This is a genomic window from Halomonas sp. KG2, from assembly GCA_030440445.1.
Classification (GTDB): Bacteria; Pseudomonadota; Gammaproteobacteria; order Pseudomonadales; family Halomonadaceae; genus Vreelandella.
This window is the reverse complement of the sequence record CP098528.1, coordinates 3,082,614-3,098,198: the sequence shown is the minus strand read 5'-3', so window position 1 is coordinate 3,098,198 and position 15,585 is coordinate 3,082,614. Positions and strand designations below refer to the sequence as shown.

General features: G+C 48.7%; 16 protein-coding genes. 14 read left to right on the top strand and 2 right to left on the bottom strand.

Translation table 11 applies throughout. The features are described from left to right. Positions 1 to 119 precede the first annotated feature (119 nt). The 3 genes from NDQ72_14405 to NDQ72_14395 all read left to right on the top strand — a co-directional run bounded on the left by NDQ72_14405 (position 120) and on the right by NDQ72_14395 (position 4,033). The gene (locus NDQ72_14405; protein ID WKD27239.1) at positions 120 to 1,562 is read left to right on the top strand and encodes an amino acid permease; all 1,443 of its coding nucleotides are present in this window, start codon (positions 120 to 122) and stop codon (positions 1,560 to 1,562) included. Continuing rightward, positions 1,559 to 2,539 (top strand): homocysteine S-methyltransferase, encoded by a 981-nt coding sequence (gene mmuM, locus NDQ72_14400; GenBank protein WKD27238.1) that lies wholly within the window; start codon positions 1,559 to 1,561, stop codon positions 2,537 to 2,539. The genes NDQ72_14405 and mmuM overlap by 4 nt, the downstream gene beginning before the upstream one ends. Positions 2,540 to 2,761: 222 nt before the next feature. Next, complete coding sequence (locus NDQ72_14395) at positions 2,762 to 4,033, top strand: ATP-binding cassette domain-containing protein (protein WKD27237.1); 1,272 nt, start codon at positions 2,762 to 2,764, stop codon at positions 4,031 to 4,033. Between the two features lie 227 nt (positions 4,034 to 4,260). Here the strand turns inward: NDQ72_14395 and NDQ72_14390 are convergent, their stop codons facing one another. Beyond that, complete coding sequence (locus NDQ72_14390; GenBank protein ID WKD27236.1) at positions 4,261 to 4,563, bottom strand: helix-turn-helix domain-containing protein; 303 nt, start codon at positions 4,561 to 4,563, stop codon at positions 4,261 to 4,263. A 10-nt stretch (positions 4,564 to 4,573) separates the two neighbouring features. Further along, entirely contained in the window at positions 4,574 to 4,918 is a 345-nt protein-coding gene (locus tag NDQ72_14385) for a type II toxin-antitoxin system RelE/ParE family toxin (GenBank protein WKD27235.1), read from the bottom strand. A gap of 296 nt (positions 4,919 to 5,214) precedes the next feature. Between NDQ72_14385 and NDQ72_14380 the strand changes: the two genes are divergently transcribed. The 11 genes from NDQ72_14380 (at position 5,215) to NDQ72_14330 (ending at position 15,447) form a co-directional block, all read left to right on the top strand. Then, positions 5,215 to 5,550: a zinc ribbon domain-containing protein YjdM gene (locus NDQ72_14380; GenBank protein WKD27234.1), complete on the top strand. Its 336-nt coding sequence runs from the start codon at positions 5,215 to 5,217 to the stop codon at positions 5,548 to 5,550. Between the two features lie 423 nt (positions 5,551 to 5,973). After that, positions 5,974 to 6,261: a type II toxin-antitoxin system MqsA family antitoxin gene (locus NDQ72_14375; GenBank protein WKD27233.1), complete on the top strand. Its 288-nt coding sequence runs from the start codon at positions 5,974 to 5,976 to the stop codon at positions 6,259 to 6,261. A gap of 438 nt (positions 6,262 to 6,699) precedes the next feature. Then, positions 6,700 to 8,124, top strand: a complete 1,425-nt coding sequence (locus tag NDQ72_14370; protein WKD27232.1) for a diguanylate cyclase — start codon at positions 6,700 to 6,702, stop codon at positions 8,122 to 8,124. A 286-nt stretch (positions 8,125 to 8,410) separates the two neighbouring features. Beyond that, the gene (locus NDQ72_14365) at positions 8,411 to 9,037 is read left to right on the top strand and encodes a LysE family translocator (GenBank protein ID WKD27231.1); all 627 of its coding nucleotides are present in this window, start codon (positions 8,411 to 8,413) and stop codon (positions 9,035 to 9,037) included. Positions 9,038 to 9,089: 52 nt separating this feature from the next. After that, positions 9,090 to 9,500, top strand: a complete 411-nt coding sequence (locus tag NDQ72_14360; GenBank protein ID WKD27230.1) for a PaaI family thioesterase — start codon at positions 9,090 to 9,092, stop codon at positions 9,498 to 9,500. Between the two features lie 402 nt (positions 9,501 to 9,902). Next, positions 9,903 to 10,952: a DUF2235 domain-containing protein gene (locus NDQ72_14355; protein ID WKD27229.1), complete on the top strand. Its 1,050-nt coding sequence runs from the start codon at positions 9,903 to 9,905 to the stop codon at positions 10,950 to 10,952. Between the two features lie 145 nt (positions 10,953 to 11,097). Next, positions 11,098 to 11,421 (top strand): DUF427 domain-containing protein, encoded by a 324-nt coding sequence (locus tag NDQ72_14350; protein WKD27228.1) that lies wholly within the window; start codon positions 11,098 to 11,100, stop codon positions 11,419 to 11,421. Between the two features lie 243 nt (positions 11,422 to 11,664). After that, positions 11,665 to 12,852, top strand: coding sequence for an SIR2 family protein (locus tag NDQ72_14345; GenBank protein ID WKD27227.1), 1,188 nt, complete (start codon positions 11,665 to 11,667; stop codon positions 12,850 to 12,852). Then, complete coding sequence (locus NDQ72_14340; GenBank protein WKD27226.1) at positions 12,852 to 14,675, top strand: ATP-binding protein; 1,824 nt, start codon at positions 12,852 to 12,854, stop codon at positions 14,673 to 14,675. Before NDQ72_14345 ends, NDQ72_14340 begins: the two co-directional genes overlap by 1 nt. Before the next feature lie 99 nt (positions 14,676 to 14,774). Further along, positions 14,775 to 14,990: a hypothetical protein gene (locus tag NDQ72_14335; protein WKD27225.1), complete on the top strand. Its 216-nt coding sequence runs from the start codon at positions 14,775 to 14,777 to the stop codon at positions 14,988 to 14,990. Then, positions 14,974 to 15,447 carry a hypothetical protein gene (locus tag NDQ72_14330; GenBank protein ID WKD27224.1) on the top strand — a complete coding sequence of 158 codons (474 nt, stop codon included), beginning with the start codon at positions 14,974 to 14,976 and terminating at the stop codon, positions 15,445 to 15,447. Before NDQ72_14335 ends, NDQ72_14330 begins: the two co-directional genes overlap by 17 nt. The last annotated feature ends 138 nt before the right edge of the window (positions 15,448 to 15,585 follow it).

Below are 15,585 nucleotides of genomic sequence, written 5' to 3'. Positions count from 1 at the left end.
TATAAATGTTTGTTTTTATGCTTTTTAGATAGGTTGTGATGAACTAAAATGAGCCCCTTTTTTTGAGCCAGGCCCCTGAGGCCATGCTGGTTCGTTAGGCCAAAGATAGGGATGTCACCATGAGTGAGCAAGCAAGTGATCAAGACAGTGCGCACTTCAAGCGCAGTATGCAGACACGCCATCTGGTAATGCTGTCTTTGGGCGGTGTGATTGGCACGGGGTTGTTTTTGAGTTCGGGTTATACCGTGCAGCAGGCCGGGCCGATTGGAGCGGTGTTGGCCTATCTAGTTGGCGGTATTGTCGCTTGGCTGGTGATGATGTGTCTGGGTGAACTGGCAGTGCATATGCCCAATTCTGGTGCTTTCAGTGCCCATGCCAGCCGTTATATCGGCCCAGGAACTGGCTATATGGTGGCTTGGATGTACTGGCTCACCTGGACGGTGGCGCTAGGTTCAGAGTTCACAGCGGCGGCGGTTTTCATGGGGCGCTGGTTTCCCGATATCCCCGGCTGGTATTGGAGTGGCTTATTTGCGGCAATTGTTTTTGGCGTGAATGCGTTTACCTCGCGCTTCTTTGCCGAGTCCGAGTTCTGGCTGTCATTGATCAAAGTGATCGCGGTGGTGGTGTTTGTGTTGGTGGGAGCGATGGCGATCATTGGCTGGGTGCCGTTACATGATGCCGCTGGCGCAGAGGTTGCTTCACCAGGGCTATCAGCCTTATGGGGAGAGGGCGCCATGTCGCCCAGCTTGCTGGCCATTGGCACCACCTTGCTGGCGGTGATGTTTGCGTTTTCCGGTACCGAGCTGATTGGCATTGCCGCCGGAGAAGCGGTGGACCCGGCCCGCAATGTGCCTAAGGCCATCCGCGCGACGCTATGGCGACTAATACTGTTTTTCGTTGGCACTATCATCGTGATTGCGGCGCTATTGCCCCAGGGGCAGGCCGGTCTCAGTGAGAGCCCCTTTGTCGCAGTGTTTCAGCGTTTAGGGGTGCCGGGCGCAGCCGACATCATGAACTTTGTGATCATTACTGCCTTGCTGTCGGCGGCCAATTCCGGGCTTTACGCCTCGGCACGTATGCTGTGGACGCTGTCGGATCAGGGTACTTTGCCCAAGTCGCTGGGTCGGCTCAACAAGCGTGGTATTCCGATGAACGCCCTTTTGCTGAGTATGGTGGGTGGGCTTGGAGCGTTGTTCTCCAGCGTTTATGCCGCTGAAACCGTCTATCTGGTGTTGGTCTCGATCTCCGGTTTGGCCGTAGTGGTGGTCTGGATGGCGATTGCGCTCAGCCAACTCAATTTCCGGCGCCAATACTTGCGTGAAGGCGGGCGGCTGAAAGATCTGGTTTATCGTACGCCGTGCTACCCCTGGGTACCGCTGATAGCATTTGCGGCCTGTTTGGCAGCGTGTATTGGCATCGCTTTTGACCCGCAACAACGCGTGGCGCTCTATTTCGGTGTGCCCTTCATTGGCCTGTGCTATCTGGTGCATTTTGTGCGCCACCGTTCGGGCTCTTATCGTCCTGCGCAATCGTCCAACGCCGCTGAGGAAACGCCAGTATGAAAGACTTAAACCCGATCAAAGCCCTGTTGGCTGACGTGCCTTTTATGGTCATCGACGGTGCTATGGCCACCGAGCTGGAAACGCTCGGCTGCGACCTCAACGACGCCCTTTGGTCAGCGCGCTTGTTAGCTCAGGCCCCAGAGAAAATTCGCCAGGTTCATCAGGCTTACTTTGAAGCCGGTGCCGATTGTGCGATTACCGCCAGCTATCAGGCCACGGTGCCTGGTTTTATGCAGGCAGGACTAACAGCGCAGGAAGCGCGGGAACTGATTCAGTTATCGGTCACGTTGGCGCAGCAGGCACGGGATGCGGTCTGGCAGCCCGGTCAAACCGGTCGCCCCAAACCGCTGGTGGCTGCATCTGTTGGCCCTTATGGCGCTTACCTGGCCGATGGCAGTGAATACCGTGGCGGCTATGATCTGGATCGCGCCGAGCTGGTGGCGTTTCACCGCGAACGTTTTGAACTCTTGCTAGCGGCAGGTGCTGATCTGCTGGCGGCTGAAACCTTGCCTTCATTAGATGAAGCGCTGGCGATCACTGATTTGTTGGCCGAGCATCCCGGCGCACAGGCTTGGATCACCTTCTCAGCAAAGGATGGCAAACATATCAGCGATGGTACGCCGATAGAGGAGTGCGCGGCAGCCCTGGCCAATTGCCCAGGCGTGGCGGCGATTGGCGTGAATTGCACCGCGTTGCCCCACATTGAGTCGCTGATTCAGGCAATTCGGCGTCAGTGCGATCTGCCGGTACTGGTCTACCCCAATTCAGGGGAAGTGTACGACGCAGTGACCAAAACCTGGCACCCGGCCCCATGCGACCACACCGCCAGTGGCCCTTCCGCGCTGGCACAAGGGGTGGAACAATGGCTAGCGGCAGGCGCGTCAGCCATTGGTGGTTGCTGCCGAACAGCGCCAGCGGATATTCAGGCGTTAGCCCAGTGGCGGCGGTCACGCCCGCTTAGTGAGTCATATAGCTAACTAAGGTTATTTGTATTATGGTTTAAGTCCTCCCACGTTTAGCAGAGGTATTTGTCCAATGAACCATTGATGCCGCCGTTGCAATAACGGCCAGTCTCCACCAGCCCCCAGTAGCAAGGATAGTCCTTGGAATAGTTCTTGGAATAGTCCTTGAGAAATAGTCCTTGAAATGGTCCTTGGGAGGGGTTCTAGAGAGAGTTCTTGGCATCGTTGGAATCACACATGACAAATACCTATCTCACCTTAAAAGGTGTTTCCTACGTTCTGTCGGATGGCAGAACACTTTTCACTGATCTTCACGAGCAGTTCGATAGCCGCCCAACCGGGTTGGTGGGGCGTAATGGTGTCGGCAAAACAGTTTTAGCCCAAATCCTTGCGGGCCTATTGCAGCCAACCACTGGCCATTGTCAGCGCCCCGGCAGCGTCCATTACCTTGCCCAGCAGGTAGCGCAGCCGAAGGGCGCTTGTGTCGCTGATCTTGCAGGTGTTCGAACAACGCTGGATGCGCTGGCACGCATTGAAGCCGGCAGCACAGCGCCTGAGAATTTTGAGGCAGTTAATGACCGCTGGGATATGCCCCAGAGATTCCGCCATGAACTCGAACGCAATGGCCTGGGCTATCTTGAGGCCAGCACACCAGCAAACACATTGAGCGGCGGCGAAGCCATGCGCGTGGCCTTAATGGGCGCCATGCTCTCGAATGCCGATTGCCTGATTCTTGATGAGCCAAGCAACCATCTCGACCGACCAAACCGGCAGGCACTCATTGAACAGCTGCAACGCTGGCCGCGTGGGCTGATTGTGGTTAGCCATGACCGGCAATTGCTGGAAGCCATGGAACGTATCGTGGAGCTGTCGCCCTTAGGGCTGCACAGCTACGGTGGCAACTACACGTTCTATGCTCAAGCAAAGGCGCACGAGCAGCAGGCTGCCCTTGATCAGCTCAGCCAACGAAAACTCGAACGTCAACGCGAAGAGCGAGCGATGCGCAAGCAGCGTGAACGTCAGGAGAAACGACAGGCTCGCGGCAATCGGCTGGGCAAGGAAGCCAACCAGGCCAAGATCCTGTTAGATCGCCAGAAAGAGCGCAGCGAAACATCGGCGGGCACGCTGCGCCAAAAGCAGGCGGCCAGTCAGGCGCAGCTGAATCAACGTGTGCGTGACGCCGCAAAGCAGGTTGAAAACGAGCGACAAATCAACCTGCATGAAATACCCGTTACCCAGGCCGCCAAGCGCTGTTTGGCGGAGTTAGAAAGGGTTGAGCTACCGTTCGTTATGGGCGCTACTCGGCACATTAATCTAATGCTGAAAGGGCAGCAGCGACTAGGCATCGTCGGCCCGAATGGCTGTGGTAAATCTACGCTGCTCCGCGTGCTGGCGGGCCAGATTGAGCCCTTGTCAGGAGCCTGCAACATAACGCCTGAAAGGCGCACTGGCCTGCATCCTCTACGCCGATTGCCCACCGCAACTACTGCTCCTGGACGAGCCAAATAACCATCTTGACCTGCCTTCAGCACAAGCACTGGAAACCATGCTGCGCAGTTACCAAGGCGCGTTAGTGGTGGTATCCCACGACGATGCCTTTCTGGAAAACCTAGTGCTAACAGACCGCCTGTTAGCAACCGAACAAGGCTGGTATCTGGAGCCAGTTTGATTCAAGTATTCAAGGTGTGATGCATTGACAAAAAACGGCGTAAGGCTAAATAGCTTGCTGGGGGCAGCTATACAGGGAAGCCATGATGACTCCCATCGGGAAGTTCTATATCGACACGGACTCGGCCGCCTAGCGCTTCGACGTAGCGTTTGAGTGAACTAAGGCGCATATCCTGGCCAACTTTCTCAAGTCCTGCGACGGTGGGTTGTTTTACTCCCATCGCAATAGCTATGTCTGCTTGGGTTTTCTCCGCTAGCTGACGAATTTCGGCAAGCCTGATCTCGAATAACATATCGTTGGCTTTCGCCTCAGCTGCCGCAACGATCTCTGGCTTTTCTCTTGCTAACAAGTCTTCCAGTTTGCGTGCCATGGTTACCACCTCACTTTAGTGTTTCCAGGTGAGCCGTATATTCTTTATCGGCGACTGGAATCATCTCATTGTAGAAGCGCTTGTCATTTCCACCTTTATCGCCTGCGCATAGCAAGATGCCTGTGCGACGTGGATCAAACGCAAAAAATACTCTGATAGGACGTCCCTGGCACTGAACACGCAATTCCTTCATGTTGGAATGCTGCGAGCCGTTTACAGTGTCAGCGTGCGGCCTTGAAAGCATCGGGCCCCGCTCACGTAGAAGAAGTACAGAAGCCAGAACGTTCTCACGTTCAATTTCTTCCAATGAGAAGAACCACGCTTCAAATGTGTCTGTTTGCTCGATAGACCACATGGAGACCTCTTTTTTTTATAGGTTTTATCCTATATAGGCTATGTCCTATTATCAAGAGATTTTCTCAAACTAGGAAGAGGGCAAAACAGCTAATCAAATTATGCCTATCTTCAGGTAGCCAACCCATCATCCCCAACTATAAAAACGCCCCGTAGGAGGTGGCTTTAGCCCGCGACGATTCAAACACTGAGCCATCAACAGGCACCGCTTCCCAGTGAACCTGCCTGGATGCATTCGCCAAGGCTGCAAAGGCTCAGTATCATAAGCAGCCAATCCAACCACAGAAGTCTTCTTCCATGTCATGCCCACCTTGCCCCAATTGCCAATCTGAATTCGTCTACCAGGATCAAAGCCTTTTCATCTGCCCGGAATGCGCCCACGAATGGAATCCTTCCGAGGTTGAAGCGGAAGACACCGTCACGGTGAAAGATGCCAATGGCAGTCTGCTTGCTGAAGGCGATAAGGTGACGCTTATCAAAGACCTCAAGGTCAAAGGCAGCTCAATCGTGCTTAAGATTGGCACCAAGGCGGTTATCAAGCGGCTTAAGGAAGGCAAAGACCACCAACTCGACTGCAAGGTCGATGGCGCTGGCGACATGATGGTCACCGCCCAGTTTGTGAAAAAAGCCTGAATAGATGGCAATTTGTGTTAGCACAAAGCGTTCTACCTGCGCTAATGGACAGGTAGGTCTATTGATAGCTTAGCTAACCCAATCTTGATATTTATACGGCATGGCCGTATATTTTATTGATGTTATTCATCGAAACCTCAACATTCACCAAGCTATTACCGAACTACCTCACGGATGAGGAATACCGTGGGCTGCAAGTGTATCTGCTACAGAAGCCGGATGCGGGAGACCTCATCAAAGGTTCGGGAGGTGTTCGTAAGGTTCGTTGGTCATCAGTAGGTTCAGGAAAGAGCGGTGGTGTCAGGGCTATCTATTATCGGAAGAAGTCCGATCACGAGATATGGATGCTCACGCTGTACAGTAAAACGGAGCGTACCAGTATTCCTGGGCACATGCTCAAGCAAATAGCGGAGGCAATCAAAAATGGTTGATAGAAACCTTGGGGCAGAGATTCTAGACGGTATCAATGAGATCAAACAGTTCAAGAAAGGCAAAGTAGCTCTGCGAACTCATGAGTTAGCAGAGCCCTCACCCCCTCAAATAATTCGGCATAAACTGAACCTATCGCAATCAGCCTTTGCAGGTCTTCTTGGGGTCAGCATACGTACACTTCAGGACTGGGAACAAGGCCGCAGAGAGCCTCAAGGCCCGGCAGTTGCTCTGTTGCGAATTGCTGAGCAACACCCTGAAGTCTTTGATCAACTTCACTAAATAAAACAATGTGTTTTGCTAAGGGCGCCCTGATGCTCGCCATCACCAAAGGTTTGAAAGCCGTGAAAGTGGCTACCTGGCATGCCACAGCTTATTAGCATCGATTAGCCTGCTAATGGGAATTGCCGTTTTGTATGCTACCGCTTGTCTGAATCACCTTCACTCGCCTAGAGAGCTATCATGGAGGTCAGACTCAACATGCAGGAGCAGATCATAAAAGGTACTGTGGGGCGGCGATTCATGGGGAGCCATTTAAAATGCGATGCGATGCGATATGAGGTGTCAGGTGTTTGCATACATCGTAGAGTACAAAAAACAACGGCGGCACAGTGCTAACGGGAAATGATCAGCCCAGAGACTTTCGAAGCCCGAATGATCGCTTAAATTAGTGTCAACTATTGCTGGATAAAGTCGCATGGCTTCATGAAAGGTGTGTCTATGAAAGACGATAAGCTAGGAGAAACGACTAAAGCTTTGGTTGATGACGGCGGCGTAAATTCGATTTCACTATCACTATTCACCGAAGTATTCGACGCTTTTGAAGAAGCCGTTGTCGTTACCGACGCAAGTCGGCGTTTGGTTTATGTGAATTCTGCGACAGAACAGCTGTTTGGATACTCAAAAAACGCGCTATATGGTGAAGAGGCAAAAATACTGTATGCCGATGAAAACGATTTTTCCGAACAAGGTCGGATACGCTTTAATACTTACAGCAAAATAGCTGCGGAGAACTACAGAGTTGCATATCGGCGCTCGGATGGAGAGCAGTTTTTTGGCCTGACGACGGGTGCAGCTATGCGGGCTAAGGATGGGAAAGTAGTAGGATTTATTGGCATTATCCGCCCAGCTCGCACAACAGATCAGTCTTTGGATACTCTACAAAAGATCCAAAACATAACTTCAGATGTCGCGCTGAGCCAGAGTAATAAAATAGAACGACTGCTTCGGGTTGGCCTGGACCACTTTGGTCTCGAAAAAGCGATTGTTTCTCGTATTGTAGGAAACCAATACACCATCGAGTACTGCGTTGATCTCAAAGGAGAGCTGGAACCATTAACAACGTTTGATTTGTCGGGAACTTATTGTATTCACACGTTAAGTGCGGGTAAGTCGGTCGGTTTTCATTTCGTGGCGAAAAGTGAAATTAAAAAGCATCCCTGCTACACAAACTTAAAGCTGGAGTCGTATATTGGCGCTCCGATAAGATTATCTGGTCAACTATATGGAACGATTAATTTTTCTAGTCCTACTCCGGTTGAGCCATTTTGCAAGGATGATCATATTCTTATTACGTTGCTCTCAGATACTGTTAGTTATCTCCTATATAAGAAGCAGTCTGAGGAGGAAATGAAGCGCCTGGCTAGTATTGATGGATTGACTGGTTTGCCAAATTGGCGCGCAACAATGGAGCGCCTGAGTGAACTAGTAAACCAAGCATCACGGTTTGGTAATAGTCTCAGTGTTCTTTCGATAGATATTGATTATTTTAAGAAGATTAATGATAAATGGGGGCATGCTGCAGGTGATCTAGCATTGACTGAGTTTGCTCGTTTAGCATCGGAGGTAGGGCGCAAAACTGATTGTTGTGGCCGTATAGGGGGGGAGGAATTTGTCTTTCTCTTACCCGGTGCAAATTTGGAAGCCAGCCAGAAATTGGGCAATAATCTGAGAAAGCGGTTAGCCGCTGCGCCGATCGATGTTGGCAGCGGAGAGTCTACTACGCTAAGCATAAGTGTTGGGGTCGCCATGTTGGAAAATGGCGAGTCTCCCGAAAGCTTACTGGCTCGTGCGGATGAGGCTATGTACAAAGCCAAGAAAGAAGGTAGAGATCGTGTGTACCTTGCATCTCATGCAACCCGTTAAGATACTCGTAAGCTTGCGCTACTCCATGCAAAAGTTTACTTCAAGGCAAAAGTAAATCTGCCTCACGGCTGACGTTTGTGCGAAGCAGCGGCGACAGATCAAGACTTATGGTTTTGTAGCGCGTGGTAAGCCTCCGGCGCACCCGCGAGGAGGGCAGCAGTAGGCTAATAGTTAATAGAGTTCTCTGCTATATAACTCAACGAACCTAACAATACCGATCCTAACCACCACCTGAGCAGGAAGTCCCGCTGGCGATGACGTTCGGTTACAGGTAGAAGGAGATGACATGTTTCCACTAGAGGTGTTGGCTACATATACACTGGCGTGTTTGCTGTTAGTGATTTCACCTGGGCCAGATAACATGCTGGCGATAGGACGAGGTTTAAGCCAAGGCAGATTGGCCGCAACCGTTTCTGGCTTATCGTCTGGAATGGGGATTCTATTTCACGTACTAGCGGCGACATTTGGGCTGACTCTTTTAATTCAAACGTCCGAGCTAGCCTTCTATGTGGTCAAGATTATTGGTGCGGGCTATCTAATTTGGTTAGGCGTTAAAGTCCTTCGCTCTCGAAACCTATTTTCCTTAGAGCCTGCAAAAAAACAGTCTTTAAAAACTATATTTTCAACGGGCTTCCTTTCAGCGGCACTCAAACCTAAGCCGGGTATGTTTGTGCTCGCGTTTGTCCCTCAATTCGTAAATCCTAATCTGGGCTCTGTGACCTGGCAAATGATTGGCTATGGGGTTTGGTTTGCGATTTTAACAGCGGTAGGTTTCAGCCTTATGGGCGTGTTTTCATCTAGGCTATCGGAATGGCTGAGAAACAAACCCAAATTGGTTTCTGGCTTAAATATTGGAGCAGGCGTTACGTTTGTCTCATCGGGTCTGGCTGTGGCGTTCATGAAGCAGAGGTAAAAGCGCTGTCTAATAGCTGTTAGATCTCCAGAGTAGGGCAAGGAGCTGAACATTGAGTGATATATTAGAGAAAGGAAGAGAGATTCTGTCACAGCAGTCTTTCAGCTTGCTGTTGGGAGCAAAGTTAGAAGCGTTTGCAGCCGGAAGTGCTGAGTTGAGCCTTGAGATTAGAGATGATCTCAAGCAAAACAATGGTTTTGCGCATGGTGGTGTCGTTAGCTATTTGGCGGATAACTGTATTACCTTTGCCGGAGCGTCAGTGTTAGGAAGCTGTGTCACGTCAGAGTACAAAGTAAACTATGTTAGACCCGCGATCGGAGATAAATTGATCGCTAGGTCAACGGTCTTATATTATGGAAAACGGCAAGCGACCTGTGAGTGTAAGGTCTACGCTCAAGCAGATGGTGAAGAAAAACTGGTAGCCGTTTCTCTTGGCACGATAAGCAGGATTGCTGCATCGTAATCTAACCAAGCGCTGTGGCGGATTGTTTTTCTGTGGATTGTTTTTCTGTGGATTGCTTTTCTGCGGGCGCTACAAAGTAGCTGCAAAGCGCGGCGTTATCCCTCCCCACTCATCCTCATTACCTCCCTTGTCACCTCCTCATTCAATACCCGCGTTTGCTTTCGATGAGCGTGAGTCAATCGCAAGCGTGTTTGATGCGACGGGCCAACACCTCTTAAGCAGCGCCCGCATCAGGGGCGCTGCTTAGAGTTGACTATCAGCAGGTGACGGGATGAATTGTCGACTAACCTTCAATAAATAATATGGAGGTCGCAGGTACGCGTTGGCCAAGAGCGCATCGTCTGCCTCTCATTTAGTGATCATGAGCACTTTTCAAAGGCGTGCATCATCATGGGGGGCACCATGGCAAAACAAAAATTGATTCTGCTATTCGATGGCACCTGGAACGACCCTGAAGATCAAACCAATGTTTATCGTATTACCCGGCTGCTCCATGATGACGATGACGGTATCAGGCAGCGGTTCTATTACGACCCCGGCGTAGGGACATCCAAATTTCAGCGCTTTTTCGGCGGAGCCTTCGGTTACGGGCTGAGCAAAAACCTACGGGAAGGCTATGACTGGCTGGCAAGGCGTTACAGTGAAGGCGATGAGATCTGGATATTTGGATTCAGCCGCGGTGCCTACACCGCCAGAAGCCTGGTGGGGATGATTCGTAAATGCGGGCTAGTGCATGTCGTCACGCCAGGGCTGCTCGATAAGGCCGAAAGTATTTATCGAAACCGCGATTGGCACCCCGATTCTGAGGTATGCACAGAGTTCAAGGAGCGCTTCAGCCGCCAGCCCAGGATTCATTTCATTGGCGTGTGGGATACCGTTGGCGCACTGGGCGTGCCCGGAACCAGCCTGTTCAAAAGCAGATACGATTGGCACGATACCGAGCTTTCCAGCATTGTCGATCATGCCTATCAAGCGGTCGCGTTGGACGAACACAGGTCGGCGTATAACGTATCGCTCTGGACAAGCAAGGATGGCAAGCAGAAAACAGGCAATCGCAACGTAGAGCAGCGCTGGTTTATCGGTGCCCACGCCAATGTAGGCGGCGGCTATGGCGCTGACGACACACTGGCCGACATACCGCTGAGCTGGATGTTAACCAAAGCGCAACAGGCAGGCCTAAAAGTGGCCCCCTTCAATGTTGCAGAGGATGCTTGGAAAATGGCACCGAAAGATTCGTTTGCTGATTTTATAAAAGGGCTCTACGCCAAGTATGCACGTCTTAGATACAAGGGCGACGGCCGATTTTACCGGCAGTATGCGCAGGGCATGCAGGGGCTGCCAGCGGTGAATATTTCAGTCGATGAGAGTGTATGGAAGCGTTGGGCCGATACCGCGAGTGAGTATCGACCACGTACCTTGACCGATGCCCACCTTTCCCCACCGGAGGAGTAGGCCGGGCGGCGGCGTGGAAGTGATGAGTGATCTAGGTCATGAAGTGACTACTATCGACTAAAAACTAAGTCTGCAAAGTAGGCTAAATATAATTTAACTGCTAGGATCGAAGCACTAGAGCGACAACGCCGCAGGGAACAACCTAATGCCAAATTCCCCACGCAATGAGCTTCACCCTATTAGCCAACGCGTGCAGGCGCATGTTGATGGCACGTTAATCGCCGACTCCACCAATACGCTTGAACTCCGCGAACGCGGCTACCCGCCACGCCACTACTTCCCCCGCGAAGACGTGCGGATGAATTTACTTACCGTGTCAGAAACCACCACCTATTGCCCGTTTAAAGGGCACACAGTGTATTTCTCGCTGGGTGATATTCAGGATATCGCTTGGAGCTACGAGCAGCCGATTGGCGGCATGGAGGCTATAGCGGGCAAGGTGGCTTTTTATAAGGAAGTGAGTAAATGACTGTTTCGACCCAAAGTGGACATTCTTGGAAATTCAGTAGGAACGCGAATTTTGACTATACGGTCTAATGGAAATTATTAGACTAAAGAATCATAGGCTTAGGGGGGCTCGTAGGCTGCATTTTGCCGGAAGAAGTGCCAACACGTTCATTCGATCATAGAATGCTCCGTCTAATACCTGTTAAAGCTACACGCGTATGTGCCTGGTTGAGTGTTCCATAGCGTAATTATTGAAGAGAAACTTATGGAAGAATTTGATAATAGATTAGAAAACTTGAAGCAGCTATTAAGCTCCCAAAGTAGACAAAGCTGGCTTTTTGGAGCTGGGATAAGTTTCGGGTCAAAAATACCTTTAATGTATCCATTGACCAGTCGCGTTGAGCAAATTGTCGAAGAATATTCAGGGGACAAAGAAAAAGAAATTTTGGGGGCTTTAAAAGCGGATCTAGCCGATGACTGCCATGTTGAACACTACTTGAGTCATTTAGGTGACCTTTTAGCTATTGCTGATAGATCAAGGAGCCAATCTGCATATATCGGTGCTAACAGTTACAACAGTGAAGAGCTAAGGAAGTTATATCTAGAAATTATCAAGGCTATAGGGGGGATTGTCAGGTACGGATACGTCGCTGCTAATGCTGATCGCGCGATAGAAGAGGAGATTGGTAGCGCTGAAAACCCGATAGTTGAAATAGAACCTCATTTTAAATTTGTAGAAGCATTATTGTTCAGCAAATCAAATCTTGAGCAACGCTCAAAAACTACATTCTTTACTACAAATTACGATACTTTACTTGAGGACGCCTTGGCTCTACACAAGAAAATAGTCTGTGATGGCTTTTCAGGTGGTGCTGTAGGTTTTTGGAATCCAGAAAGTGAATTCTCAAATGCAGTCATGGATTCAAACACATACCATCTATATAAATTACATGGTTCGATAGATTGGCACAGAGATGACGAGCTAGGTCTAGTGCGCGCAAGATATGGAACTAAATATTTGTCAAATCCTGCAAATATCATGATTTATCCTCAAGCAACAAAATATGTTGAAACACAGAAAGATCCATTTGCCAGCTTATTCCTTGGTTTAAGAAAAACATTAATGAATGGGCAGCAAAACACATTAATTACTTGTGGTTACAGTTTTGGTGATGACCATATAAATGCTGAAATAGAAAGCGCCTTAAGAAGTGAGTCTAACCAAACAACGGTTATTGCATTTATTCAAGAATCGCCAAAAGATGGAGTTGTAATTAACAAGGCTTTAGACGCTTGGCTAAGCTGCCCGAAAATTAGTTCCAGAGTGTATGTCGCCGGTGAGCTAGGGATTTACCATAATTCAACAACCCCTTTAGCTGAATCTGATGCTAGCAAGTATACATGGTGGCGTTTTGATGGCTTAACTAATTTCATCAGAACAGGAGATGTTTAATGAGTAACATTTTCCAATCACGGAAAGAGTTAAAGATAGGTAAAATTATTGAGGTGTCGGGCAATAATTTACGCATAGAAATTGACGACAGTGTTAGTGAACTCATTCGTGCCGTTGATGGACAAGTATATTCTGTAGGACAAATGGGTAGTATTATTAAAGTACATTTTGGTAGAAAGCTTCTATTTGCTTTTGTCCGGTCGCTTAAAATGAGATCCGAGTTGATTTCTGAAGACAGCAGCCAACTCATAAATGCAGCGGATGATGCTCGTATCTTAGAGGCAGACTTGTTTGGTCAAGGCATCTGGTCTAATAAGAAATCTCGACTTGAGTTTTCTCGTGGTGTTGAAACTTACCCCTTACCATTGCAAAGTGCCTATATCTGCCTAAACGATGAATTAGAGGCTATTTATAAAGCTGCTGAATCAAATGCTCAAGATGAAGCCATTACACCTATGGTTCCAGTTGGGAATTACATCGGGGGCAATAATGCAGTATGCAGAGCGAATATTGATAAACTGTTTGGACATCACTTTGCGATATTAGGGTCTACTGGTTCAGGGAAATCTGGAACGGTGGCATCAATTTTACACTCTGTTCTAGATCATCGACCTAGAGGCGCCACGTTAAAGCCAAGAATTGTTATGATTGATCCTCATGGTGAATACGCTAGTGCTTTTGGGGATAGAGCAAAAGTATACCGAGCGTATAATGATGCGTCTGTAGTGGAAGATGATGCAGAGCTATTGAAGTTGCCTTATTGGCTTATGTCCAGTGATGAATTGAGATCGTTAATCATTGGCAAGACAGAACATGAAGCTACCTCTCAAAATAATATTGTTTATGAAGCAATTACCTATTCTAGATTGCTAGAAGCTGGCTGTGTGCAGGATGTAGGTGTCGAGCCAAACGGCGGAGTAGAAGCCGCACTTTCTGATGGTGTAGATGAAGATCAGGTTTTGAATTTTGATAGAGATAAACCTGTTCCATTCAAATTAACACAGTTTGTTAAACACATAGACAAGGTGCAAGGTCGCAAAGAAGGGAAGCAGGATAAGTTAGCTGCATCATCAGGACGCGATAAAATTGATAACATACTTAAAAAACTCAAAGTCCTTCGCTCAAATCCACAGCTTGGTTTTTTGCTAAAAGAATATAGTGAAGCTGAATCTCCAACACTACAAGATATATTGGCGCAGTTTGTCGGTGAAGCAAATGGAAAAGATATTCGCATCATAGATATATCTGGACTGCCAAATGAGGTGGCTGGACCATTAACCGCATTAATATCCCGCCTTCTTTTTCAATACAAACTCTGGCAGACAAGGGATGAAAGAGAGAAAGACCCCGTCTTATTTATCTGTGAAGAGGCGCACCGTTATGTGCCAAACCATGGTGAGGCACAATATAAAGAAGCTCAAGACGCTATTCGACGCATTGCAAAAGAGGGACGAAAGTACGGATTAGGGCTAGGGCTTATTTCACAAAGGCCATCTGATGTTGAAAGCACTGTTCTTTCTCAGTGCAACTCTTGGATAGTTCTCAGATTGTCGAATTCTAGTGATCAAGAGCATGTGTCTAGGTTCTTGCCTGACAGTTTAAGCGGTTTGACCAAAATGTTATCGGCGCTTACAAGACGGGAGGCAATTTTTGTTGGTGAGGCTGCAGCACTTCCAAGCAGGATTAGAATTCGAGAATTATCAACTGGAAAGTTACCTAATTCTAACGATATTAAATTCGCAAGTGGATGGTCGAATGATGCGACCCAAGAAGCTGATTTGACGTCAATCATAAATCGATGGTGTGGGACTTCGGATGAGTAGTTCAATATTTTCGGCAAGCCGAGCTTTAACAAGGCCGTGTTGTCGGACTCGCTGCGCTTGCCGCAAATTGCGGCGTTATGCCTCAATAGGAGTTTGAGTATGGAGAATAAAACAAGAACAACGATTGCGCTATCCATAGTAGGCCTGTACGCAACGGTTGTATTGGTAATGCTGTTTTGGTCGCTATTCCATCACGAGGGCGATATATCCGCATTTTTCGAGAATCTCAATAAAGCAAATTTTCTATTGGGGCCGGTCGGTTTTGTGATGGGGTACTATTTTAAAAACGGGGGTGAAGATGAACCAAAGGGTTAGAACTCTCTGCGTTGCTGCATTTCTCGCCATTTTATCTGGTTGCTCTGGACCGGGTGCGAAGAGTTCAGATCCATTTATGTTTGAGTTTGAGCCAATCGCATACAACGATGCTGTCGATGGCTTCTATTATCTGGACTTAGGTGCGAACATCTTGATCAGCAAGGGCTATAACGTTTATCGGAACGATGTTTTTTATACGGTCATTACAGAGCCAGTTGCAATCGGCAAACATCGTTGGCGACGAAACAGTGATAAGTGGGACTTAACTTATCAAGTAGGCTTTCAAGTAATCGAGTCTAGGGGGAGGCAAATATTTTGGAGAATTACTCACAAAATAACTGGTAGTAGATCTGGAAAGGAATCGCGCTTATTTTCACCGGAAGATTTTGATGAAACAGAATCAGTTTTCAATGGTTTGCAAAGAGACCTTTCCCATGCGTTTAGACGTCAGACATAACGAGCGCATGTTGTCGGACTGGTTTTTCTCTGAGCTCCAAACCAACCAGCCGCAAATGCAGGCGTTAATCAGCACTACCTCAAAGACCTCTCCTGCCGAAGGTCGGTATTGCCACCGCTAATGTCGGTTTTGATTACA

Excerpts from the sequence above, each read along its gene's own strand:
- NDQ72_14380 (WKD27234.1), top strand. The coding sequence starts at position 5,215 with ATGTCATGCCCACCTTGCCCCAATTGCCAATCTGAATTCGTCTACCAG.
- mmuM (WKD27238.1), top strand. The coding sequence starts at position 1,559 with ATGAAAGACTTAAACCCGATCAAAGCCCTGTTGGCTGACGTGCCTTTT.
- NDQ72_14405 (WKD27239.1), top strand. The coding sequence starts at position 120 with ATGAGTGAGCAAGCAAGTGATCAAGACAGTGCGCACTTCAAGCGCAGT.
- NDQ72_14330 (WKD27224.1), top strand. The coding sequence starts at position 14,974 with ATGAACCAAAGGGTTAGAACTCTCTGCGTTGCTGCATTTCTCGCCATT.
- NDQ72_14365 (WKD27231.1), top strand. The coding sequence starts at position 8,411 with ATGTTTCCACTAGAGGTGTTGGCTACATATACACTGGCGTGTTTGCTG.
- NDQ72_14375 (WKD27233.1), top strand. The coding sequence starts at position 5,974 with ATGGTTGATAGAAACCTTGGGGCAGAGATTCTAGACGGTATCAATGAG.
- NDQ72_14350 (WKD27228.1), top strand. The coding sequence starts at position 11,098 with ATGCCAAATTCCCCACGCAATGAGCTTCACCCTATTAGCCAACGCGTG.
- NDQ72_14390 (WKD27236.1), bottom strand. The coding sequence starts at position 4,563 with ATGGCACGCAAACTGGAAGACTTGTTAGCAAGAGAAAAGCCAGAGATC.
- NDQ72_14385 (WKD27235.1), bottom strand. The coding sequence starts at position 4,918 with ATGTGGTCTATCGAGCAAACAGACACATTTGAAGCGTGGTTCTTCTCA.
- NDQ72_14345 (WKD27227.1), top strand. The coding sequence starts at position 11,665 with ATGGAAGAATTTGATAATAGATTAGAAAACTTGAAGCAGCTATTAAGC.
- NDQ72_14335 (WKD27225.1), top strand. The coding sequence starts at position 14,775 with ATGGAGAATAAAACAAGAACAACGATTGCGCTATCCATAGTAGGCCTG.
- NDQ72_14340 (WKD27226.1), top strand. The coding sequence starts at position 12,852 with ATGAGTAACATTTTCCAATCACGGAAAGAGTTAAAGATAGGTAAAATT.
- NDQ72_14395 (WKD27237.1), top strand. The coding sequence starts at position 2,762 with ATGACAAATACCTATCTCACCTTAAAAGGTGTTTCCTACGTTCTGTCG.
- NDQ72_14355 (WKD27229.1), top strand. The coding sequence starts at position 9,903 with ATGGCAAAACAAAAATTGATTCTGCTATTCGATGGCACCTGGAACGAC.
- NDQ72_14370 (WKD27232.1), top strand. The coding sequence starts at position 6,700 with ATGAAAGACGATAAGCTAGGAGAAACGACTAAAGCTTTGGTTGATGAC.